We start from the raw sequence: 23,521 nt of genomic DNA on the forward strand, positions 1-23,521 counted from the left end.
CGTTTGCCACGTATTTTACGAGGCGCTTTGAGGAAAACATTCAATGTCATCACGCAGTATCATGGGCTTTGACTACGGCACCAAGAGCATAGGGGTCGCCATCGGTCAGGAGCTCACCGGCACAGCCCAGCCCCTGCGCGCCATCAAGGCCAACGACGGTGTTCCCAACTGGGACGACGTCGAGAAGCTGCTCAAGGAGTGGCAACCGGATCTGCTGGTGGTCGGCCTGCCGCTGAACATGGATGGCACTGAGCAGGAGATCACGGTACGGGCCCGCAAATTCGGCAACCGTCTGCACGGCCGTTTTGGCAAACAGGTGGAGTTCAAGGACGAGCGGCTGACCACCACGGATGCCCGCGCCCGCCTGTTTGAACGGGGTGGCTACAAGGCGCTCGACAAAGGCAGCGTGGATGGGGTCTCCGCCCAGCTCATTCTGGAAGCCTGGATGGAAGAGCAGTACGGCTAGCCACCCGCGGCAAGGTTAGCAGCGCTCTCCTTGCCGCGACCAGCCGCTGTGATAGCCGGTGACTACAATGACAAAATACGCCGGGGTGACCCGGCGTATTGACAAGCGTTCATTATTTACCCCAGAAGAAGTCATTCCGTCAGGCAGGCATGATCATCACAACGCCAGCTGGCTCAGGATGGCGTGAGCCGCCTTGACCCTGGCCTCGATGGGATAGTTGCGATTGGCCAGCATGACGATGCCTATCCCCCTAGCGGGTACGAACGCCACATAGGCGCCAAAGCCGCCGGTCGAGCCAGTCTTGTTATAGAGCCGCTGCTCGCCCATCGCTTTGGGCACCGCAAAGCGCGTGACCGGATTGGCCTTGAGGCTCACCGCCGGTGAGTTGCCCGCCAGCAATGTCTGCTCGGTGACGGGATAGGCGTAGCTCTCCCAGCCCAGCCCCTGAGTCATGTCCCCCACCGAATGGAAGCCGGTGTGGGTCAGCGCGATCGCGCTTGTTACCTCGGCATCTCCCTGATACCCCATGTTCGCCTCGACAAACTTCAGCAGATCCGCAGAACCGGTCTTGATCCCATAAGCCTCGGCCGCCAGCACGCCCGGATTGACCCTGATGGGCTTGTCTTCCTTCGAGTAACCGTAGGCATAATTCGCCATGGCCGACTCCGGCACCTGGATATAGGTGTGATGCAAGCCCAGCTTGGGCAGCAGGGTCTGGCTCATCAGTTGCTCAAATGGCTGGCCCAGGCTATTCGCGGCCAGGTGACCAAACAGGCCTATGCTGGGATTGGAGTACTGGCGATAGGTACCCGCCGGGTAGGCTGGCGTCCACTGGCGATAGTAGGCATGCATCTTGTCGGTGGAATCCACCTCGTCGGGAAACTGCAACGGCAGGCCGCCCGCACTGTAGGTGGCGAGTTCGGCCATGGTGATGCCGTCGAAGGCGGAGCCTTTCAGCCAAGGCGCATGCTGGCTCACTTTGTCCTCCAGCTGAAAACCCACCTTGACCGCAGCATAGGCGCCAAGGGTCGCGGTCAGTGTCTTGCTGACTGAACCAATCTCGAACAGGGTCTGCTCGCTGACGCGAGTACCGCTCTCCCGATCCGCTACCCCGTAGTTGAAGTAATGCGCCTTGCCTTCTTTGAGCACGGCGACCGCCATGCCCGGAACCCTGTGCTCCTTGAGCAAAGGCCGGATGGCGCCATCCACCACGGCCGCCAGGGGCTCGGCTTCTTTTGCATGGGATAAAGGGGAGAGCAACAGGGCACTCAGTACCAGCAGCGACCGGGTTGGAGCTTTTTCCATTTGATGAGTCTCATGATGAATGTAGGTAACGCCAACCCCATGGCTGGCACAGTCAATCCGTGCGCAAGCCTAGATGAGCTCCATGTGCCCACTGTGAGCCAGAGTGAAGTCTGTGTGAAGTTGCCCCAAAAATGACCTTGCTCAATGGCTTACCCATTCGATACCCCTCCACCGCTGACGTATAAGCTGTAGGGGCGAAAGGAGACAAGAGCACATAGCACGACTGCTGGCGGACGAGATCAATCGCGCCAGCTCCCCCTCTCCCCGAGACAACGGCAGCGGATCTGGCAGCAACTGCAGCGACGGTTGCGCCAGACCTGCCGCGCATGGGATGGACAGCGATAGCGCCGACCGCCAATCAAGATCCCGCGCAAGCAAAAGGGGAGCCAGTGGCTCCCCTTGTTCATCAGACAACAGCTAACACCAGGCTCAGGCCTGCTTGTTGCTCTGGGGGGGATTGTCCCAGATCCCCTCTTCCAGCTGGCTGCGGATCTCGGGGTACTTGTTAGCATCGAAGGTGGGCAATTTGCCCAGCTTGAGCTGGTCGTTGTAGTCCTTGGCCAGCTTGATGGCCACGCCGGAGAGCAGCACTATGGCCACCAGATTGACGATAGCCATCAACCCCATGGAGACATCCGCCATGGCCCACACGGTCGGCAACTCACCCACTGAACCAAACATCACCATGCCCAGCACGAACATCCGGAACAGCACCAGACCGCCCTTGTGGTTGTGCTCCAGGAACACCAGGTTAGTCTCGGCGTAGGAGTAGTTCGCCACTATGGAGGTAAAGGCGAAGAAGAAGATGGCCGTCGCGATGAAGATGCTGCCACCACCACCTATCTGGGAGGAGAGTGCCCGCTGGGTCAGCTCGACTCCCGTGATGCCGGAGCCAGGTTCAAACTGGCCGGACATCAGTATGATGGCCGCGGTACAGGTACAGATGACGATGGTGTCGAGGAACACCCCCAGCATCTGCACATAGCCTTGCGAGGCCGGGTGCGGCGGATAGGGGGTCGCGGTTGCGGCGGCGTTGGGGGCTGAGCCCATACCGGCTTCGTTTGAGAAGAGACCGCGCTTGATACCATTGATCATCGCCTGGGAGATGGCATAGCCCATGGCGCCGGAACCCGCCTGCTCGATGCCGAAGGCAGACTTGATGATCAGCGTAAACACCCCTGGCAGTTCGGTGATGTTCGTCGCCACCACGAACAGCGCCATCAGGATGTAGGCCAGCGCCATGAAGGGCACCACCAGCTCGGCAAAACGGGCGATACCACGAATGCCGCCGAAGATGATAAGGCCGGAGAGCACTACCAGCGTCAGGCCGGTAGCCCAGTCAGGAATGCCAAACGCCACATTCATCGCCAGGCTGATGGAGTTGGCCTGCACCGCATTGAACACCAGGCCGAATGCCAGCAGCAGACAGAGGGAGAATACCACCCCCATCCAGCGCATGCCGAGGCCGCGCTCCATGTAGTAGGCGGGGCCACCACGGTAGTTGCCGTCCTCGTCTTTCACCTTGTAGAGCTGGGCCAGGGTGCTCTCCACGAAGGAGGTCGCCATGCCGATGAAGGCAATCAGCCACATCCAGAAGATGGCACCCGGGCCACCGAGGTAAATGGCCACGGCCACACCGGCCAGATTGCCGGTACCGACGCGGGCGGCAAGGCTGGTACAGAGGGCTTGAAAGGAGGAGATACCGGCTTTGTCCGATTTGCGACTATTGCGCAACACGGAGAACATGTGGCCGAAATGGCGGACCTGGATAAAACCCAGGCGAAAGGTAAAGAAGATGCCGACCCCGATGAGCAGGTAGATGAGCACGGCTCCCCACATCAGGTCGTTTAGCATTGCGATCAAAGTGTCCATATTTCTCTCGTTGTTATCACGTCCATGGCCAGTCTGCGCTGGCCCCTTGCTGTCGGTGTCTGAATTAGCGGTTCACTAAAGGGGCGGAATCTAGCATAGCGAGGGAGTTCAGAATAGTGATCGCGATCACTGAGAAACCAAAAACGAGCTGTCCGCCACAATAACGCTTCATTTAACACGCAAATTTTCAACAAAACTTGGAATCCAATCAATCAGCTGACAAATTAGCCCCAAAAGAGCACACCCTGACAGTTATCTACATCGAGGTAGATGTGTTCACAGGGAAGCAAACCACGATCGCAAGCGTTTACCTAAAATGGATTTCAAAATGGCCCCGTTTTGCCAAACGTTTTACACGTAATAAAATTTCAAGTAGCTAACCACACAATTTATGTGACCGAGGACACAAAACCGATAATCAACCAAAAAAGTTGTTTTTATCGGGAGATAAATCCATTGGCAGAAAATGGATAAAAGTCGTTTTTTATCAATCACTTTTACCCCCTTCTTCTCCGCATTGCCGGCGACTGGATGATAAGCATACAAGCCCCCCTATTGCAGGATGCGCTACATCCGTATTAATTAGGCAGGCAATGGCGATGGGCCTCCCCCATCGTGCTTTTCTGAGCCTGAGCCGCCGAGATTTTGTAATTTTATTTCAGAACTGTCGTCTCACGCCCGCAACCCAGGGATCCCTCCCTCATTAAGAGATGATATTTGCTATGGCCGATAAATTAACCCAGCTGAAAGCCCTGACCACAGTTGTCGCCGATACCGGTGATATCGAAGCCATCAAGCGCTACCAGCCCATCGATGCCACCACCAACCCCTCCCTGGTGTTGAAGGCATCCGAGATCCCCGAATACGCGGCACTGATCGAAGACGCCATCAACTGGGCCAAATCCCAGAGCCAGGACAAGGCACAGCAAATCATCGACGCGGGCGACAAGCTGGCAGTCAACATCGGTCTGGAAGTGCTGAAGATAGTTCCTGGCCGCATCTCCACCGAAGTGGACGCCCGTCTCTCCTTTGATACCGACGCCAGCATCGCCAAGGCCCGCAAACTGATCCGCCTCTACAACGAAGCCGGCATCAGCAACGATCGCATCCTGATCAAGCTGGCCTCCACTTGGGAAGGGATCCGTGCCGCCGAGGTGCTGGAGAAAGAGGGTATCCAGTGCAACCTGACCCTGCTGTTCTCCTTCGCTCAGGCCCGTGCCTGTGCCGAAGCCGGCGCCTTCCTGATCTCCCCGTTCGTGGGTCGCATCCTCGACTGGTACAAGGCCAAGCACAACCGTGACTACACCCAGAGCGAAGATCCGGGCGTGGTCTCCGTCACCGCCATTTACGACTACTACAAGCAGCACGACTACCAGACTGTGGTCATGGGTGCCAGCTTCCGCAACACCGGCGAGATCCTGGAACTGGCTGGCTGTGACCGCCTGACCATAGGCCCGGCCCTGCTGGAAGAGCTGAGCAAGACCGAAGGCGCCGTGGTGCGCAAGCTGAACTACACAGGCGAGCGTCTGCCGAAGCCAACTCCGATGACCGAAGCCGAATTCCGCTGGGAACTGAACCAGGATGCCATGGCCGTCGAGAAGCTGGGCGAAGGGATCCGCATGTTCGCCGTCGACCAGGGCAAGCTGGAAACCATGCTGGCCAGCCGCCTCTAATCCGGGCAGCAAGAGCAGACAAAAACCGGGCTCCCGCGAGGGAGTCCGGTTTTTTTATGGGCGCCAGATCCCCTGTCATGAGTTCGTCACGAAAACGTTTTAATTTTAATGGCGTTATGTTATACGGGTGATGAGAACGAGAATAACCAAGGAGGGAGCCATGGATATGTTCAACTTCGATTATGACGATGTGGTTGAGCTCGGTTCACGTAGCCGCGGAACAACGGGAAAGAAACGTAAATGGCGTGAGATTGAGGCGTTGAAAGACAAGCATCGCCTGCAGAAGGAGCTGCAATCCATCGACATCGCCTACGAAGGTCTCTCGGAAGAGATCGAACTGTAAAAACAGCGCCCCGGTTACCCGGGGCGCTGTTTTTAGTGGCTTGTGACGGTCAGAAGGAGAGTGGCAACGACAGGCGTTTGGCCAGCGCCTGGAAGTGCTGACTGATCTCGGCGCCAAACAGGGGATCCCCTATGGCCCGGTTATGCCAGATCTGCTCCATGTGACGCCAATCATCCTCGGTCAGCGAATCACGCAGATGGGGGAAGATGACTCCCTCTTCATAGTTTATGTGCGCCTCTTGCAGCGCCACAAACTGCTCCAGCCTTGCCGTGAACTGATCCAGCGGGATGACGGCATCCATCAGTATCATCTCCACCATCTCCTTGAGCTCGGCACCGGCCTCCAGCAATCTGGCGTGCTCTTCCTGCAACCGGTTGGCAACCTCGCCTTCCACCACCCGGTATTTCAGGTAGTAGTCGTAGATCATCTCCTCTTTCGGGTGGTGGTACTTGTCCGAGACCTCCCGCAAATAATCCACCACGTCCCGAAGCAGGAAGTAGCTGACCGGCTGTTCATTGCGAATGACGGCGAGCTTGTGTTTGAGCAGCGCCAGCAACCTGGAGATGTTGAGATGATCCTTGTGCAGACTGGCTAGCATGGGCACTCCTTGCGCTGAAATGAGACGATCCTGCCTCCAGTATACGGTCATTTATCACGCTAACTTTGCACTCAATCAAGTCATCTGCAGACAAAGTGCCAAGTGACGCACAATGCTAGCCCCCTGCTCCTGCCATCCTGGCTCGATACCCGGCGACAGTCATGGCCACTCGGTGTCCTCTATTCGCAGACCGAATGCCAGTTGATGGGGCTCATCCCCTGCTCGGTCAGCAGACGGTTGGTTTCGGAGAAGTGGCCGCAACCGATGAAGCCGCGATGGGCGGAGAGCGGGCTGGGATGAGGGGCACTCAGCACGTGATGGCACTGCCGGTCGATGAAACGGCCTTTCTTCTGGGCATGCGCTCCCCACAGCAGGAAGACAACCCCCTGACAGCTGGCATTGATCTGCTCTATGACCCTGTCGGTGAAGGTTTCCCAGCCCAGATGGGCGTGAGAGTGGGCCATGCCCGCCTGCACCGTCAGCACCGTATTGAGCAACAGCACGCCCTGCCGGGCCCAGGACTCCAGAAAACCATGATTGGGTGTGACAAAACCCGGCAGATCCCGCTGCATCTCCTTGTAGATGTTGACCAGCGAGGGAGGCGTGCGCACGCCGGGCAGCACGGAGAAACAGAGGCCATGGGCCTGGGTCGGGCCGTGATAAGGATCCTGACCCAGGATCACTACCTTGACCCGATCCAGCTCGGTCAGCTTGAAGGCGTTGAACACCTCGGTCGCAGGCGGGTAGATAAGCTTGCCCGCTTCCCGCTCACTCCTGACGGTCGCCAGGGTCGCCTTGAAATAGTCCTGCTCTTTTTCAGAGCCAATCACATCTGTCCAGCTCGGCACCCCAGCCCCCTCCATCAATGCGGCAGGATCAGACCCCTGCGGTCCTTTCCCTTTCTCCTCTTTCTCCGAATCCAATACATCTGTCCAAGTCTGCACCCCAGTATCCTCAATTAATGCGGCAAGGGGCTCAGGATAGGGGGGCAGACCGCAAGACGCAACCGCATCGCCATCAGCTGAGCCCCATACAGCGGATTGTGACGGACATGATGCCTCCTCATCGAGAGCGGCAGAAAATGCGGGACGCCGAACCGGCTCTCTTCACCACGCGTGCCCAGGCGGGGACCGCGCCTTCCTCTGAGCCCCTCCTGGCGGAGTCGCTGCCTTTATGGAGGAGACGAGCACCGGGGTTGCCGGACGACGGACATCTGGCACAGAGCCACGACACTCTGCCGGTGAAGCGGGCTGGGCCAGCACTGTCACAGGCTGAAATAGCCATAAGATGTAGTTAAATTACTAGATTTAATTAATAAAAGATGCATAATTTGGATATCTTTTATAATCATAAAAATGACCTATTTTTGATTAATCTCAATAATTTAAACCCAACACACAGGTGCAAGTTGCGCATTTTTTGATTTAGATCAATTTTCGTATTATTACCATCGTGATATATATGACCCAACAAAGTAAAGGTGTAAGGCAAGGGCCCTTTAAATCATCTCGGTGGTTTAAATACATCAGGGTAATCTCCTTACAGTTGAATCCGCTTTCCTATGAGGAGTCATACCATGATCAAGGGCATCCAAATCACCCAGTCCACCAACACCGCGCTGCTGAACTCTTTCTGGCTGCTGGACGAAGAGAAGCAACAGGCTCGTTGCATCTGCGCCAAAGGCGACACCTTCGCCGCCGATCAGGAAGTCAGTGTCGCTGACCTGGGTCAGTTCGAATACCGTGAACTGCCGGTTCAAGCCGAACCTGCCGTGGAAGGTGGTCAGCACCTGAACGTCAACGTGCTGCGCCGCGAAACCCTGGAAGACGCCATCGCCAATCCGGAGAAGTACCCGCAACTGACCATACGTGTTTCTGGCTATGCCGTGCGCTTCAACGCACTGACCCCGGAACAGCAGCGTGACGTGGTCACCCGCACCTTTACCCAGAGCCTGTAATTTCCTCTGCGGTCATCTGCACCATGCAAAACGGCCCACGCGGGCTAATTGCAAGTCAGTTAAGAGAATTTGAGTCCCAACCCGCGAGGTATAAGGGCCAAAGAGTGAGGGAGGCATAATGCCTCCCTCTTTTTATTGGATGCCCGTCAGGGCAAAGGTGTCAGCCACATTGACGCGTTAACCATGGCGCCGTTCCTGCCAGTCAAAATTTCAAATATTCAGTCACAAAAAGAGTTAACTGATTGGCATTACCCACGCGGGCGTTTTTGGATGGGAAAGAAACAGTGCTTGCCCATCCTCTCCTCGCAGGTAGGGCCCGCCAGCTATCCGTGCTGCTCGACCTTCTGCACCGCGGCCGGGTTGGCGAGCACCTCGTTCATCTGCTGCTCATCGAGCTGATCGCAGTAGCGGGCCACCACCACAGTGGCCACCCCGTTGCCGATCAGGTTGGTCAGGGCACGCGCCTCCGACATGAAGCGATCTATCCCCAGGATCAGCGCCAACCCGGCGAGCGGCAGGTGCCCCACCGCCGAGATGGTCGCCGCCAGCACGATGAAGCCACTGCCGGTGACGCCGGCCGCCCCTTTCGAAGAGATGAGTAACACCACCAGCAGGGTGATCTGCTGGAACAGATCCAGCGGCGTGTTGGTCGCCTGGGCGATGAAGACGGCCGCCATGGTCAGATAGATGGAGGTACCATCCAGGTTGAAGGAGTAACCGGTCGGGATCACCAGCCCCACCACCGACTTCTTGCAGCCGAGCGCCTCCATCTTGACCAGCATACGCGGCAACACGGATTCGGAAGAGGAGGTTCCCAGCACGATCAGCAGCTCTTCCTTGATGTAGGCAATAAAGCGCAGGATGCTGAAACCATTCGCCCTGGCAATACTGCCCAGCACCAGAAAAATGAACAGCAAACAGGTCAAGTAGAAGCAGGCGATTAATTGTCCCAGCTGCACCAGCGAGCCAATACCGTATTTCCCTATGGTAAAGGCCATGGCACCAAATGCCCCGACCGGCGCCAGTCGCATGATCATGTTGATAATGCCGAACATAACCTGGGAGAAGCTGTCGATGACATTGAAGATTAATTTTCCCTTCTCGCCAATATGATGCAGGGAGAAACCAAACAGCACCGCAAACAGCAATACCTGGAGAATATTGCCGCTGGCAAAGGCGCCGATCACGCTGCCCGGGATCACGTCCAGCAGGAAGGCGATAATGCCCTGCGACTTGGCCTGCTCGGCATAGGCCGAGATGGAACTGGCATCCAACGTGGCGGGGTCCACGTTCATGCCCACCCCGGGTTGCAGCAGGTTGACCACGCCCAATCCGATGACCAGGGCGATAGTGCTTACCACTTCAAAGTAGATCAGCGCGATGGCACCGGTTTTCCCCACCGCCTTCATGCTCTCCATGCCAGCAATACCTGTCACCACGGTACAGAAAATAACGGGGGCAATGATCATCTTGATTAATTTCACGAAGCCATCACCCAGTGGCTTCATATCCGCCCCTAGGTCTGGATAGATGTGCCCCAGAAATACCCCCAGGGTGATCGCAAGCAGCACCTGAAAATAAAGGCTGCTGAATATTTTCTTTCGCATTATTAACGTCCTGTTAATTAATCAATTTCCCATAAGGCAGAAATAAGCATGCAGGGAACCGTAACGAGATATCATCGTTCTCTCGCCAGCTTCATGCTATTTCGTCATCGTAACGGCGCCACTTTCACACGTTATAAGAAGTCATTAAGAGACATCAATCACACAACGAATTTAACATCATTAACGCCACGGCAACCGTGATATATTTGGTCGGTGATTTATTTAAGACCTCAATGAACACATTCTGGATATAAAAATGCCCCGCATGGCGGGGCACTTGGCATCACTAAACTGGCGCTGTGGATCAGGCGGAGGTATCGAGGGGCTCAAAGCCCTTGATCAGATCGTCAATGGCTTTCATCTGCTTGAGGAAACCTTCCAGCTTCTCCAGTGGCAGGGCACTCGGGCCATCACAACGGGCCACTTTCGGATCCGGGTGTGACTCGATGAACAGACCGGCCAGGCCGACCGCCATGCCAGCACGGGCCAACTCGGTCACCTGATCCCGACGACCCCCCGAGGCAGCCCCCAGCGGATCGCGGCACTGTAACGAGTGGGTCACATCGAAGATCACCGGATAGCCGCCTGTGCTCTTCTTCATCACCCCCAGGCCCAGCATGTCCACCACCAGGTTGTCATAACCGAAGTTGGCGCCGCGCTCACAGAGAATAAGCTGGTCGTTGCCGCACTCCTCAAACTTGTCGGTGATGTTCTTCATCTGACTTGGGCTCAGGAACTGCGGTTTCTTGATGTTGATGACGTTGCCGGTACGGGCCATGGCCTCCACCAGATCGGTCTGGCGCGCCAGGAAGGCGGGCAGCTGGATGACGTCAACCACTTCGGCCACCGGCTTGGCCTGATGAACCTCATGCAGATCCGAGATAACCGGCATACCGAAGGTCGCCTTGAGCTCCTGGAAGATCTTCATCCCCTCTTCCAGACCCGGGCCGCGGTAGGAGTGGATGGAGGAGCGATTGGCCTTGTCCCAGCTCGCCTTGAACACGAACGGGATACCCAACTTGCTGGTCACTTCCACGTACTTCTCGCACACCGCCATCGCCATGTCGCGGGATTCCAGCACGTTCATGCCACCGAACAGCACGAACGGTTTGTCGTTGGCTACATCGATGTCATTGATCTTGATATTCTTCTGTTCCATCTCAGGCATCCTTAAGTGAAAGGGCTTGAATCCAAATTAGTCCGTTGCACCTTGGGTACACCGACCTTGATACTCTTCTGTTGCAGCTCCCGGGCATCCTTGAGTGCAGGGGCCCGGGGCTTGAATCCCTGTTAGTCCGTTGCGCCTTGGGCACACCGGCACTGATATTGTTCTGTGGCAGCTCCCGGGCATCCTTAATGGAGCGGCTTGGGGCTAAGATCCAGCGCGGCCAGTTGTACCTTGAGCACATCGGCCACCGGATCGTCCGGACATTGTTCAATAAAGTATTCAAAATCGTCGGCGGCGAAGCGTGGACAGTCGAGCTGCTCGTAGATGAAGCCCCGATCCCGCGTTTCCAGCGGATCGCCAGGCTTCATGCGCAGCAGCAGTTCGCTGCAGCGCAGCGCTTCTGTCATGCGATCTTCCCGCAGCAGGGCACCCTTGCTGACGTTGAGCAGCCGCTCGATGATCTCCCACTGGCCCGAGGGCTGCAGGTGTTCGGCGGTCAGGGTAGCCAGATTGCCGAGGGCGCCGCGCAGCAGCAATTCGATACGGTGCAGGCTCAGCTCGTCGCCGGTGAAGGGGTCTACATAGACCTCGCCTTCGCTGCCAGCGAAGCTCACCAGGAAGTGACCGGGGAAGCAGATCCCCTCCACATCCAGCCCGAGCTTGCGGCCCAGCTGTATGATGAGGATGCCGAGGCTGACCGGAATGCCCTGCTTGCGGGCGAGCACCTGAGCCAGATCGCAATTGGCAGCGGAGAAGTAATCCTGCCAGTCACCGTGAAAACCCATGCTCTGGTAGAAACCCTGCAGCAGCTGACGGCGCACCTCGTCGCAATTGCCCTCAGCGATCGTCTCGTCCAGCCAGGCATCGAGGCGGGCCAGCTCGGCCTCGCCACGACCGCTGATACCATGGATCTCATCGCTCACCGACAGCGCCAGCTCGGCAATATCGTGGGCTTCGAAATCGGTCCATTCGTCTACGCGTATCATCGTCATCACCCTTAACCGAACAGACTGGCCTGCTTGTATACGGCCAGTTTGGCGATAAAGAAGAGCCAACCGATGGCGCCGAGGAAGGCAAACCAGCGGATACCGTTATTGCGGGCCAGTCGCAGCGCCATCATGGCCAAAAATGCCACCACCAGGATGGCCGTCAGCTTCTCGCTGAGCCAGGGGGTGCCGTTGTTGAGCGGATTGAGATCCAGCACCATGCACAGCAGCACGCCGGAGAGCACCACCAGCCCATTCAACCAGCCGCTCAGTTGCAGGACCCGGCTGCTATAGGCACCACCCGTCCCCTTCTGAACCCAGTAAAAACGCAGCATAAACATCAGCACGGCCGAGGCGATCAGCACCAGGTGCAGATGTTTGAGAACAACATACATAACATATCCTTGAACAGGGGCAGGCCGGGCCCGCCCGTCATCATCACCGAGCCAGGCGCCCCAGGGTCACCCGCTCGTTATCACCGTAATCACGCACGGTTTCCACCTGGCTGTAGCCGCACTGCAGCAGGAGTTGACGCACCGCCTCACCCTGTTGCCAGCCATGCTCCAGCAAGAGCCAGCCGCCCGGGCAAAGATGGGCCGGCGCACCGGCCACTATCAGGCGGATATCTGCCAGCCCCTGCTCGTCCGCCACCAGGGCAGAGCGGGGTTCGAAACGCACATCCCCCTCAGCCAGATGGGGATCGGCACCGTCGATGTAGGGCGGGTTGGAGACTATCATCTCGAAACACGGCGCGCCCGAGAGTGGCTCAAACCAGCTGCCGCCCCGCACCTCGATGGGTAACCCCAGCGCGGCGCTGTTGGCGCGTGCCAGTGCGGCCGCCTCCGGCATGCGATCCACCGCCCATACATCGGCATCCGGCCGCTCTGACTTGAGCGCCAATGCAATGGCACCTGTGCCTGTACCCAGATCCAGCAAGGCGCAAGGCGCCTGATGCGGCAAAGCGGGCCTTGGGGGCAACCGCACCAGCGCCTGCTCTACCAGCACCTCGGTGTCGGGGCGCGGGATCAGGGTGGCCGGGCTCACCTTGAGCGGCAGTGACCAGAACTCCCGCTCCCCCACAAGGTGAGCGATGGGCTCGCCATTGAGACGACGGCTCAGCCAACCCTGCAGGGTCGCCTGCTGGGCGGCATCGAGGGTGCGCTCCGGCCAGGTCATCAGATAGCTGCGTCGGCAACCAAGCAGATGGCAGAGCAGCACATCGGCGTCGGCGCGGGGAGAGTCGCCCCCGGCCAGAGTTGCCATTATGTGGGCGCGGGCCTGCTGGATCTGCATCAGCGGCGCGCCAGCGCCATGACGGCGATATCTGCACACACGGGCTGCATCAGCTGTTCTCGGCCAGGGAGGCGAGCTGATCGGCCTGATACTCCTGGATCATGGGGCTGATGATGCAGTCCAGATCCCCCTCCATGATCTCGCCGAGGCGATAGAGGGTGAGATTGATGCGGTGTTCAGAGAGGCGACCCTGCGGGTAGTTGTAGGTGCGGATGCGCTCGGAGCGATCGCCGGAACCCACCAGGTTGCGACGGGTGCTCTGCTCGGCGGCGCGGTGGCGCTCATCCTCGGCCGCCTGCAGGCGGGCGGAGAGCACAGACATCGCCTTGGCGCGGTTCTTGTGCTGGGAGCGCTCATCCTGGCACTCCACCACCAGACCCGTCGGCAGGTGGGTGATGCGGATGGCGGAATCCGTCTTGTTGACGTGCTGGCCACCCGCCCCGGAGGCGCGGAAGGTATCTATCTTCAGGTCGTTCGCATTGATCTCGATCTGCTCGGCTTCCGGCACTTCCGGCAGCACGGCGACGGTACAGGCGGAGGTGTGTACCCGACCCTGGGATTCGGTCTCGGGCACCCGCTGCACCCTGTGGCCGCCGGATTCAAACTTGAGACGGCCATAGACGTGCTCGCCGTCTACCTTGGCGATCACCTCCTTGTAGCCACCGTGCTCGCCGTCGTTGCAGCTGACGATGGAGATGCGCCAGCCCTGACGCTCGGCGTAGCGCGAATACATGCGAAACAGGTCACCGGCAAAGATGGCCGCCTCGTCACCGCCTGCACCGGCCCGGATCTCGAGGTAGCAGTTGTTGTCATCCTTGGGATCCCGGGGCAGCAGCATCACCTGCAGCGCCTGCTCCTGCTCCTCCAGCGTGCTCTTGGCCAGCGGCAACTCCTCCTGCGCCATCTCGCGCAGGTCGGCATCATCCTCTTCCAGCATCAGCTTGGTGGCCTCCAGGTTCTCTTCGGCCTGGCGAAAGTGCTGGAAGGCGTGAACGATATCTTCCAGCTGGGCATATTCCCGGGTCAGGGCGCGGTAGCGATCCTGATCCGAGGCCACCCCTGGCTCGCCGAGCATGGCCTGTACTTCTTCGTGGCGCTCGATGAGGCCTTCCAGCTTTCTGATCAGTGACGGATTCATAAATCTTGTTTTCTCGATGGAGGAAGGGGCCGCCAGTCGGCCACCCCGAACAATTACTCTGGTGACAATCCCAGCACCTGACGCAGGCGGGAGAGCTGATGGTGATCCCCCTGGGCCGCCGCCTGGCGCAAGGCCTGGGTCGGTGCGTGGATCAACTTGTTGGTGAGGCGATGCGCCATGGCCTTGAGGGCCTGTTCGGCATTCTCACCCTGTTGCAGGGCCAGCAAGGCGCGCTGCAACTCCTCATCAGCCACCTGCTGGGCCTGATGACGATAATCGCGGATGAGATCCACCGAATGCTGACTGCGATACCAGCCCATGAACTCATCGCGCTCTTCCTGCACGATGAGCTCCGCCTCGGCGGCGGCCCGTTTGCGGGTTTCCAGGTTCTGCTCGATGATGCCCTGCAGGTCATCAACCGTGTAGAGGTAGGCATCGGAGAGCTCGTCCACCTCGGCCTCGATATCCCGTGGCACGGCGATATCCACCAGGAACATGGGTTTGAAGCGACGGGCCTTGAGGGCGCGTTCCACCATGCCCTTGCCGATGATGGGCAGCGGGCTGGCAGTCGAGCTGATGACGATGTCCGCCTCGTGCAGATAATCCGGGATCTCTTCCAGGGTCATCACCCTGGCATCAAACTCCTCGGCCAGCAGCTGGGCACGCTGCAGGGTGCGGTTCGCCACCATCATCTGGGTGACGTTTTGCTCGCGCAGATGACGGGCGACCAGTTCTATGGTTTCGCCAGCACCGACCAGCAGCACCTTGGTTTGGGAGAGATCAGAGAAGATGCGCCGACCCAGGCTGACGGCGGCAAAGGCCACCGACACGGCGCTGGCACCTATCTCGGTGTCCGTGCGCACGCGCTTGGCCACGGAGAAGGATTTCTGAAACAGGCGTTCCAGCGACCCCTTCACCGCCTCGGACTGCTGGGCATGGGCATAGGATTGCTTGATCTGCCCCAGGATCTGCGGCTCGCCCAGCACCAGCGAATCCAGGCCGCAGGCTACCCGCATCAGGTGACGCACGGCCTCTTCGTCCCAGTGCAGGTAGATGGCTGACACCACGTCAGCCGCGTCCAGACCATGGAAACGTTGCAGCCAGTGCAGTACCTGCTCCCCCTGCCCCTGCGCCAGGCTGCAGTAAAGCTCGGTGCGGTTGCAGGTCGAGACGATCACCGCCTCGCTTACGCCGGGTTGGGTGACCAGCTCACGCAAGGCGCGATCGATGCAGTCCGGGCCGAACGCGACCCGCTCCCGCAAGGCGACACTGGCGGTGTTGTGGTTAATTCCGAGGGCAAGCAAACTCATGAGTGGGTGGTGATCGTATCTGTGCGCTGGGAGTAAAGGTCGTCAATTGTACGAGAAAGGGTAAGGCTTTAAAAGCAATACGGCCGCCCCGTATACTGTGGCAAATCCCCATATCTGGAGCATGACCTTGTTATTGCGTATTTTCACCTTCGCCTGCCTGCTGTCGCTGGCCGGTTGTGCCACCATCCAACCCCAGCGGGATCAGGTCAACTGGCAGCAAGAGCGGGCCCGTCTCGAGCAGCTCACCCACTGGCAACTGTCGGGCAAGATGGCCATCATCACCGCCCAGCAGAAGGGCAGCGCCCGGGTCAACTGGCGGCAGGATGGGGACGACTATCGTCTCAACCTGAGCAGCATAGTTGGCACCCACATACTGGAGCTCTCCCGCAGCAAGGGCGAGATTACCCTGATCGACAACGAGGGCAAGCGGCACCAGAGCCAGGATGCCGAGGCACTCGTCTATCAACTCACCGGCTGGAACATACCGGTGCAGGGGCTGCCGGAGTGGATCAAGGGGCTGCCGGGCAAGGCCGAGTTCGAACTCAATCCCGACAGCAGCCTGGCCAGCGTGCGTGACGGCCAGTGGCAGATCGTCTACGGCGACTACCGGGATCAGGACGGCTACCGCCTGCCACACCTGCTGACCATGGAGGGCCAGGGCAGCCGCCTCAAATTGCAGATCAACCAATGGACGCTCGTTCACTGATGGCTGCAACCGACAAGGAGGCGAACATGACAGCCACTCGCTGGCCCGCACCGGCCAAACTCAACCTCTTCCTGCACGTCAATGGCCGTCGACCGGACGGTTATCACGAGCTGCAGACCCTGTTTATCTTTCTCAGTCACGGCGACTGGCTCGAATTCGAGCCACTGCCAGACACGGTGCAGCTCACCTTGAGCCCGGCCATTCCCGGCGTGCCCGATGAGCAGAACCTCATCATACGCGCCGCCCGCCTGCTGCAGGCGCGGTTGTCGAGCCCGCAGGGGGCCCATATCCGGCTGGAGAAGGTATTGCCCATGGGGGGCGGCATAGGGGGCGGCTCCTCGGACGCGGCCACGACCCTGGTTGCGCTCAATCACCTCTGGCAGGCCGGCTTGAGTGAAGATGAGCTGGCCGAGCTCGGCGTCCAGCTGGGTGCCGACGTGCCCGTGTTTGTTCGTGGCCGCGCCGCCTTTGCAGAAGGGGTGGGCGAGCGACTGCAACCGGTCGAATTGCCAAGCGTCTGGTACCTGGTGCTCAAGCCCGATTGCCACGTGGCCACTGCCGCCGTTTTTCAGGATCCGGACCTGCCCAGAGCGACGCCGAAAATGGCATTTCACAACCTGCTGGAAGGGACGTGGAAAAACGATTGCGAATTGCTGGTGAAAAAGCGCCACCCCGAGGTTGCCAATGCGCTCGGCTGGTTGCTAGAATACGCGCCGTCAAGAATGACGGGCACAGGAGCCTGCGTCTTTGCTCAATTTGAAGACGAAGAGGCTGCTCGGGAAGTGTTGGCAAAAGTGCCGAAGGGATGGGATGGGTTTGTCGCCAAGGGCGAGAACATATCACCACTGTTCGTGACATTGCAACAAATCAGTGATTGGGGTATCGCCAAGCGGTAAGGCAGCGGGTTTTGATCTCGCCATTCCTAGGTTCGAATCCTAGTACCCCAGCCATTATCCTGGTGATTGACACGGGTGTCTCGGTAAGCAGGCCGCAGATGATCTTGACAGAGCGCAATCTCGTCAAGCCAGTCTGCAACCATTATCGTCCCCCTTGTCACTCGCAAAGAGGTCATCGATCTCCTGGATGACGGCTTCCCGCAAACGCGGCAGCCATCCGGTTTGAAACATGCAACGAGATGCACCTAGCCTGAAAGCGGCCTATATTGGCCTGACCCGTCAACTTGATAAATCGTTTGCCCCAAAACGATACGGGTCTGAATCAGACTCCCCCACATACTGGATGCAACCCCGAGGTTTCAAACCGTGCCTGACATGAAGCTGTTTGCTGGTAACGCAACGCCGGAACTAGCCCAGAAGATCGCAGATCGCCTGTTTATCAAACTCGGCAATGCTGCCGTAGGTCGCTTTAGCGACGGCGAGATCAGCGTACAGATCAATGAGAATGTACGCGGTGGCGATATCTTCATCATTCAATCCACCTGTGCCCCGACCAACGACAATTTGATGGAATTGATCGTCATGGTGGATGCTCTGCGTCGTGCTTCAGCTGGCCGTATTACTGCCGTTATCCCCTACTTTGGTTATGCCCGTCAGGACCGCCGCGTCCGCTCCGCCCGTGTGCCCATCACCGCCAAGGTTGTCGCTGACTTCCTCTCCAGCGTGGGTGTGGACCGTGTGCTGACCGTTGACCTGCATGCCGAGCAGATCCAGGGCTTCTTCGACGTCCCGGTCGACAACGTGTTCGGCAGCCCTGTGCTGCTGGAAGACATGAAGTCCAAGAACCTCGAATCCCCTGTCGTTGTATCACCGGACATCGGCGGCGTGGTGCGTGCCCGTGCCATCGCCAAGCTGCTGGACGATACCGACATCGCCATCATCGACAAGCGTCGTCCCCGCCCGAACGTCTCCCAGGTCATGCACCTGATTGGTGACGTGGCTGGCCGCGACTGCATCATAGTCGACGACATGATCGACACCGGCGGCACCCTGTGCAAGGCCGCAGAAGCCCTGAAAGAGCGCGGCGCCAAGCGTGTATTCGCCTACGCCACTCACCCGGTCTTCTCCGGTTCCGCCGTGGAGAACATCAAAAACTCGGTCATCGACGAGCTGATCATCACCGACTCCATCCCGCTCACCGCAGAGATGAAGGCGGTCGACAAGGTCAAACAGCTGACCCTGTCAACCGTACTGGCGGAAGCCATTCGTCGTATCAGCAACGAAGAGTCCATCTCTGCCATGTTTGAGCATTGATAGACACCGTTGTGACAAAAACCGCCAGCTGGCGGTTTTTGTCTTTCTAGTCCTGTCACACCCGGTATTGCCCTGCCCCACCGCAGGTTAAGGATTGATCCATGAATCGCTTGCGCCCGCTGCTGCTTCTTGCCTTCTGCAGCTTCCTGTTCGCCTGTCAGCCCGGCAAAGAAAATCAGCCCTTCGTGCTGACCCTGGCGCACATGAACGATACCCACTCCCAGTTTGACCCGGTCAACGCCGAGCTGAAGGGGCCCATCTTTGGCAAGCAGGGGGAAAGCGACACTCTCTACACCCGCTTCGGCGGCTATCCGCGCCTGCTCACCATGGCAAAATCCTTTCAGGCCGAGGCGCTTGCCAAAAACCAGCCGCTGTTGCTGTTGCACGGTGGCGATGCCTGGCAGGGCAGCGGCTACTTCAAGCTCAACGAGGGAATGGCCAATGCCGAGCTACTGAACCAGTTCGGCCTCGATGCCATGGCCCTGGGCAATCACGAATTCGATCTCGACAACCAGAAGCTCGCCCGCTTTATCAAGAGGGTCAACTTCCCGGTACTGGCGGCCAACCTCGACACCACGGCCGACCCTGATCTGCACAACGCCACCAACCTCAAACCCTTCGTGGTCTATGCCTTCAAAGGCAACCGAAAGAGCCCGGTCACCGATCTCAACAACCTGCCCCAGGGCCAGCATCTGGTGGCCGTGATGGGACTGGTGCTGGAGGACATGGCCAATATCTCCCCCAACGTCGGCAAGCTGCGCTTTGGCAAGGAGGTCGCTTCGGCTCAGGCCACCGTTGACATGCTGCAAGCCAAGGGGATCCACCAGATCGTCGCCCTGACCCATATCGGCAACGAGCGGGATCTGGCGCTGGCGGCCGAGGTGAATGGTATCGATGCCATCGTCGGCGGCCACTCCCACAGCCTGCTCGGTGACTTCAGCAACATCGGCTGGGGCAAGACCGGCGAATACGCCCAGCTGGTCACCAATCCGGACGGCGTCGGCCTGACCTGCGTAGTACAAGCGGGCTCCTACGCCCAGGCCATCGGCCTGGCCCGGATCAGCTTCGACGGCCAGGGCCGGGTCATCGCCTGCAAGGGCCAGAACCAGCTGCTGGCCAGCCGTGACTTCTTCGCCGATCCGGCCCGCAAACAGGTGCTGGATAAGACGCGTGGCAAACAGGCGAGCAAGTTCATTGATGCCCGGCCCAACCTGGTGACAGTGGATGAAGACCCGCGCCTGCGCGGCATCATCGACAGCCACTACAAGCCGGCGCTGGAGCAGGCCTTCGGACCCGTCATCGCCACCCTGCCGGCGCCGCTGCAAAATGCCCGTCGCCCCGGCGACAACGGTAGCGACAGCCACGGATCCGACGTCGCCCCCCTGGTGGCCGAAGGCCAATACTACTGGGCCAACACCCCGGCGGTGCAAGCCCTGACCGGCGGGCCGGTTCACTTCGCCCTGCTGGCGGTGGGGGGCGTGCGCGCCGATCTGCCCGCTGGCGAGTTGCGCGAGGGGGACGCGGCGCTCACCCTGTTGCCATTCAAAAATCAGCTCTCCGTGCTGACCCTGACCGGCGCCGAGGTACGCGCCCTGCTGACAGAGACCATTACGGCCACCTTGCCTGCCAGTGCCCACGCCGGCAAATTCCCCTACGGCGGTCATCTGCGCTACACCTTCACCGAAACGGTGCCGGACAAGCGCGGCGAGCTGACCCAACTGCAATGGCAGACGGCTGCAGGGCAATGGCAGGATCTGGTCGACAACCAACGCTATCGGGTGGTGATGAATGCCTACAGTGCCGATGGCAACGACGGCTGGCAGGCACTCGCCCGCGCCCAGAGCCAGCAGGCCGAGCGACTGGATCTCGCCTGGGTGGATGGCAAACTGACCGGCTTCCCCATCGAGAAGGTGGAGCAAAGCGGCGATCAGCTAAGCGCCCGTTATGCACCGGGTCAGCAGCTCGACTGCAAGGCCAGCAGCGTTAACTGCGGCACGGACGCGGCCTCCTTCGTGCAATACGTGCGAGAGCAGCGGCCGACCCTGACCGCCCTGACGGAAGAGACGGTCACGCTGCTGCGGGCCGAGTAAGGCGCCACCCCAGCGAACATTGACCAACACGGGCCCCGACAAGGGGTCCGTTTTGCTGCCATTGGCAACCCCATCAGCGATTATTCCCTCACGGTTGCCGAGCTTTGGTTGAGTGATCGCCAGTCGGCGGCTAGAATATTGCGTCCCATTGCCTTGGGCTGTCTGCCCATTGCAAGTAGCGAGTGAAGACATCAAGCGTGACAAGCCAAATCAAACTGATCGTGGGACTGGGCAATCCCGGCCCCGAATACGCCAAGACCCGCCACAATGCGGGCGCCTGGTATGTGGAGCAGCTGGCAGGCTGGCACAATGTCAGCCTGCGCGAAGAGCCCAAGTTCTTCGGCCACACGGCCCGCATTCAGGTGGAAGGTCAGGATGTGCGTCTGCTCATCCCGAACACCTACATGAATCTCTCCGGCAAGGCAGTGGCGGCGCTGGCCCGTTTCTACCAGATAGAACCGGAAGCCATGCTGGTGGCCCACGATGAACTGGACCTGCCCCCCGGCATCGCCAAGTTCAAGCAAGGTGGTGGCCACGGTGGTCACAATGGCCTGAAAGACATCATTGCCAAGATGGGTAATAACAATAACTTCTTCCGGCTGCGCCTTGGCATCGGCCATCCCGGTGCCAAGGAGCTGGTGGCCGGATTCGTCCTGACCAAGGCCCCAAGCAGTGAACAGAGCCTGATCGAGGCCGCATTGGATGAGTCCCTGCGCGCCACCGATATCCTGTTCAAGCAAGACATGACCAAGGCCATGAATCGCTTGCACAGCTTCAAGGCCGAAAAAGTATAGGGATGTTCGATCATGCGCCCAAGCCAGACATGATCAGGGCCATGAGCGGTTTCATACCGTCTCGAGGCCAAAAAATATGACACGGGACGCCTGCGCCCCTCACAGCATCTATCAAGTAAGGTAACAATCCATGGGTTTTAAATGCGGTATCGTGGGCCTGCCCAATGTAGGTAAATCCACCCTGTTCAATGCGCTGACCAAGGCTGGCATCGAAGCCGCCAACTTCCCGTTCTGCACCATTGAGCCGAACACGGGTGTGGTTCCCATGCCGGATCCGCGTCTCGACCAGCTGGCGGCCATCATCAATCCCCAGCGTGTCGTGCCGACCACCATGGAATTCGTGGACATCGCCGGTCTGGTTGCCGGTGCCTCCAAGGGCGAAGGTCTGGGCAACCAGTTCCTGGCCAACATCCGTGAAACCGAAGCCATCGGCCACGTGGTGCGCTGCTTCGAGGACGAGAACATCATTCACGTTGCTGGCAAGGTCTCTCCGGCCGACGACATCGAGGTGATCAACACCGAACTGGCCCTGTCGGATCTGGACGCCTGCGAACGCGCCATTCACCGCCAGTCCAAGCGCGCCAAGGGCGGCGACAAGGATGCCAAGCTGGAAGTGGAAACCCTGGAGAAGATCCGGGTCGCCCTGGAAAACGGCCAGATGATCCGTGGCATGAAGCTGGACAAGGATGAGCTGGCCGCCGTGAGCCACCTCAACTTCCTGACCCTCAAGCCCACCATGTACATCGCCAACGTGGCGGAAGACGGTTTCGAGAACAACCCCTTCCTCGACAAGGTGCGTGAAATCGCCGCCGCCGAGAACGCGGTTGTGGTGGTGGTCTGCTGCGCCATCGAATCTGACATCGCCGAGCTGGATGACGACGATCGCGCCGAGTTCATGGCAGACCTTGGCATCGAAGAGCCGGGCCTGAACCGGGTGATCCGCTCAGGTTACGAGCTGCTCAAGCTGCAGACCTATTTCACTGCCGGCGTGAAGGAAGTGCGTGCCTGGACCATTCCGGTCGGTGCCACAGCGCCGCAAGCGGCGGGCAAGATCCACACCGACTTTGAAAAAGGCTTTATTCGCGCCCAAACCATCGCTTTCGAAGACTTTATCACCTACAAGGGTGAGCAAGGTGCCAAGGAAGCAGGCAAGATGCGCGCCGAAGGGAAAGAGTACATCGTCAAAGATGGCGATATCATGAACTTCCTGTTCAACGTCTAATCCCAAGAGAGGCCAGCATTGCTGGCCTCTCTTTTATCTGGCAGAACACCCTATCTTCCGGCAAATGTCGTAAAAAAAACCAGATTGTTGGGCTTTTGCACGACAGCGACCAATAACTCGCCAAACGCACCCAAATTCGGTTTTTCTGGCAAAAAAAGGGTTGACGCCCCAGAGCCAGATACGCATAATTCGGCCCGCACAGTGATGAGGCAACGACTCACTGGAAGCACGGTTGGCTATGTAGCTCAGTTGGTTAGAGCATCGCACTCATAATGCGAGGGTCACAGGTTCGAATCCCGTCATAGCCACCATAAATTGTTCAGTTGGGGTATCGCCAAGCGGTAAGGCAGCGGGTTTTGATCTCGCCATCCCTAGGTTCGAATCCTAGTACCCCAGCCATTTTTAAAAGTTCTTTGCCAGTCTCGAGACTGTTGAGGAGCGCTGTTGGGGTATCGCCAAGCGGTAAGGCAGCGGGTTTTGATCTCGCCATCCCTAGGTTCGAATCCTAGTACCCCAGCCATTATTGCCTTTCATCGACCTCGTCGGTGATAGCGGTGGTAAACGTAAGAGGTTTCGATCTCGTCAAGTTTCCTGGTACCACCGCAATGTTTAAAGGTTCTTTGCCAGTCTCATGACTGTCGAGGAGCGCTGTTGGGGTATCGCCAAGCGGTAAGGCAGCGGGTTTTGATCTCGCCATCCCTAGGTTCGAATCCTAGTACCCCAGCCATTTTTGACTTGTCAGCGATGATATTGATGACAAGACGGCTATGTAGCTCAGTTGGT

Annotated in this window: 21 protein-coding genes and 5 tRNA genes; 15 read left to right on the forward strand and 11 right to left on the reverse strand. The window is 58.7% G+C overall.

Translation table 11 applies throughout. The features are described 5' to 3' along the window. Positions 1-43: 43 nt before the first annotated feature. Entirely contained in the window at positions 44-466 is a 423-nt protein-coding gene (gene ruvX, locus BN1129_RS14890) for a Holliday junction resolvase RuvX (RefSeq protein ID WP_042037503.1), read from the forward strand. Between the two features lie 156 nt (positions 467-622). Here the strand turns inward: ruvX and ampC are convergent, their stop codons facing one another. Both ampC and BN1129_RS14900 read right to left on the reverse strand, forming a co-directional pair. Next, positions 623-1,771 carry an FOX/MOX family class C beta-lactamase gene (gene ampC, locus BN1129_RS14895; protein WP_042037504.1) on the reverse strand — a complete coding sequence of 383 codons (1,149 nt, stop codon included), beginning with the start codon at positions 1,769-1,771 and terminating at the stop codon, positions 623-625. 429 nt (positions 1,772-2,200) lie between these two features. Continuing rightward, a complete protein-coding gene (locus BN1129_RS14900; RefSeq protein ID WP_042037505.1) occupies positions 2,201-3,643 on the reverse strand; it encodes an alanine/glycine:cation symporter family protein in 1,443 nt (480 codons plus the stop codon). Between the two features lie 722 nt (positions 3,644-4,365). Here BN1129_RS14900 and tal point away from each other — a divergent pair. Further along, on the forward strand, positions 4,366-5,316 hold the full coding sequence (gene tal / locus BN1129_RS14905; RefSeq protein ID WP_042037506.1) for a transaldolase: 951 nt from the start codon (positions 4,366-4,368) through the stop codon (positions 5,314-5,316). A gap of 160 nt (positions 5,317-5,476) precedes the next feature. Then, positions 5,477-5,659, forward strand: a complete 183-nt coding sequence (locus BN1129_RS14910) for a DUF3545 family protein (RefSeq protein ID WP_042037507.1) — start codon at positions 5,477-5,479, stop codon at positions 5,657-5,659. A gap of 49 nt (positions 5,660-5,708) precedes the next feature. Here the strand turns inward: BN1129_RS14910 and BN1129_RS14915 are convergent, their stop codons facing one another. Next, complete coding sequence (locus tag BN1129_RS14915) at positions 5,709-6,257, reverse strand: hemerythrin domain-containing protein (protein ID WP_042037509.1); 549 nt, start codon at positions 6,255-6,257, stop codon at positions 5,709-5,711. A gap of 179 nt (positions 6,258-6,436) precedes the next feature. Beyond that, positions 6,437-7,105 (reverse strand): uracil-DNA glycosylase, encoded by a 669-nt coding sequence (gene ung, locus BN1129_RS14920; protein ID WP_042037548.1) that lies wholly within the window; start codon positions 7,103-7,105, stop codon positions 6,437-6,439. Between the two features lie 728 nt (positions 7,106-7,833). Here ung and grcA point away from each other — a divergent pair. Next, positions 7,834-8,214 carry an autonomous glycyl radical cofactor GrcA gene (grcA, locus tag BN1129_RS14925; protein WP_042037511.1) on the forward strand — a complete coding sequence of 127 codons (381 nt, stop codon included), beginning with the start codon at positions 7,834-7,836 and terminating at the stop codon, positions 8,212-8,214. A 323-nt stretch (positions 8,215-8,537) separates the two neighbouring features. Here the strand turns inward: grcA and BN1129_RS14930 are convergent, their stop codons facing one another. From BN1129_RS14930 to hemA, 7 genes are all read right to left on the reverse strand, one after another. Next, on the reverse strand, positions 8,538-9,821 hold the full coding sequence (locus tag BN1129_RS14930) for a dicarboxylate/amino acid:cation symporter (RefSeq protein WP_042037512.1): 1,284 nt from the start codon (positions 9,819-9,821) through the stop codon (positions 8,538-8,540). A 304-nt stretch (positions 9,822-10,125) separates the two neighbouring features. Beyond that, complete coding sequence (gene kdsA, locus BN1129_RS14935) at positions 10,126-10,980, reverse strand: 3-deoxy-8-phosphooctulonate synthase (RefSeq protein WP_042037513.1); 855 nt, start codon at positions 10,978-10,980, stop codon at positions 10,126-10,128. 194 nt (positions 10,981-11,174) lie between these two features. Beyond that, on the reverse strand, positions 11,175-11,975 hold the full coding sequence (locus tag BN1129_RS14940) for a SirB1 family protein (RefSeq protein WP_042037514.1): 801 nt from the start codon (positions 11,973-11,975) through the stop codon (positions 11,175-11,177). An 11-nt stretch (positions 11,976-11,986) separates the two neighbouring features. Further along, positions 11,987-12,370 (reverse strand): SirB2 family protein, encoded by a 384-nt coding sequence (locus BN1129_RS14945; protein ID WP_042037515.1) that lies wholly within the window; start codon positions 12,368-12,370, stop codon positions 11,987-11,989. A gap of 43 nt (positions 12,371-12,413) precedes the next feature. Then, positions 12,414-13,268: a peptide chain release factor N(5)-glutamine methyltransferase gene (prmC, locus tag BN1129_RS14950; protein ID WP_042037516.1), complete on the reverse strand. Its 855-nt coding sequence runs from the start codon at positions 13,266-13,268 to the stop codon at positions 12,414-12,416. Between the two features lie 49 nt (positions 13,269-13,317). After that, on the reverse strand, positions 13,318-14,406 hold the full coding sequence (prfA, locus tag BN1129_RS14955) for a peptide chain release factor 1 (RefSeq protein WP_042037517.1): 1,089 nt from the start codon (positions 14,404-14,406) through the stop codon (positions 13,318-13,320). 53 nt (positions 14,407-14,459) lie between these two features. Further along, on the reverse strand, positions 14,460-15,716 hold the full coding sequence (gene hemA, locus BN1129_RS14960; protein WP_042037519.1) for a glutamyl-tRNA reductase: 1,257 nt from the start codon (positions 15,714-15,716) through the stop codon (positions 14,460-14,462). 121 nt (positions 15,717-15,837) lie between these two features. Between hemA and lolB the strand changes: the two genes are divergently transcribed. The 11 genes from lolB to BN1129_RS15015 all read left to right on the forward strand — a co-directional run bounded on the left by lolB (position 15,838) and on the right by BN1129_RS15015 (position 23,465). Continuing rightward, a complete protein-coding gene (lolB, locus tag BN1129_RS14965; RefSeq protein WP_042037520.1) occupies positions 15,838-16,422 on the forward strand; it encodes a lipoprotein insertase outer membrane protein LolB in 585 nt (194 codons plus the stop codon). A gap of 26 nt (positions 16,423-16,448) precedes the next feature. After that, entirely contained in the window at positions 16,449-17,318 is an 870-nt protein-coding gene (gene ispE / locus BN1129_RS22695) for a 4-(cytidine 5'-diphospho)-2-C-methyl-D-erythritol kinase (protein WP_084204667.1), read from the forward strand. Beyond that, positions 17,298-17,372 (forward strand) — tRNA-Gln (locus tag BN1129_RS14975). The genes ispE and BN1129_RS14975 overlap by 21 nt, the downstream gene beginning before the upstream one ends. 312 nt (positions 17,373-17,684) lie before the next feature. Beyond that, a complete protein-coding gene (locus BN1129_RS14980) occupies positions 17,685-18,632 on the forward strand; it encodes a ribose-phosphate pyrophosphokinase (RefSeq protein WP_005317019.1) in 948 nt (315 codons plus the stop codon). Between the two features lie 101 nt (positions 18,633-18,733). Further along, on the forward strand, positions 18,734-20,722 hold the full coding sequence (locus BN1129_RS14985; RefSeq protein ID WP_042037522.1) for a bifunctional metallophosphatase/5'-nucleotidase: 1,989 nt from the start codon (positions 18,734-18,736) through the stop codon (positions 20,720-20,722). Positions 20,723-20,919: 197 nt separating this feature from the next. Further along, positions 20,920-21,516, forward strand: a complete 597-nt coding sequence (gene pth, locus BN1129_RS14990; RefSeq protein ID WP_042037523.1) for an aminoacyl-tRNA hydrolase — start codon at positions 20,920-20,922, stop codon at positions 21,514-21,516. Positions 21,517-21,646: 130 nt separating this feature from the next. Then, the gene (gene ychF, locus BN1129_RS14995) at positions 21,647-22,738 is read left to right on the forward strand and encodes a redox-regulated ATPase YchF (protein WP_042037524.1); all 1,092 of its coding nucleotides are present in this window, start codon (positions 21,647-21,649) and stop codon (positions 22,736-22,738) included. A gap of 234 nt (positions 22,739-22,972) precedes the next feature. Next, positions 22,973-23,049: transfer RNA gene (locus tag BN1129_RS15000), tRNA-Met, on the forward strand. Positions 23,050-23,062: 13 nt separating this feature from the next. After that, a tRNA-Gln gene (locus BN1129_RS15005) sits at positions 23,063-23,137 on the forward strand. Between the two features lie 46 nt (positions 23,138-23,183). Then, positions 23,184-23,258: transfer RNA gene (locus tag BN1129_RS15010), tRNA-Gln, on the forward strand. Between the two features lie 132 nt (positions 23,259-23,390). Beyond that, positions 23,391-23,465, forward strand: a tRNA-Gln gene (locus BN1129_RS15015). The last annotated feature ends 56 nt before the right edge of the window (positions 23,466-23,521 follow it).

The sequence above is a fragment of the Aeromonas popoffii genome, assembly GCF_000820025.1.
Lineage (GTDB): Bacteria > Pseudomonadota > Gammaproteobacteria > Enterobacterales > Aeromonadaceae > Aeromonas > Aeromonas popoffii.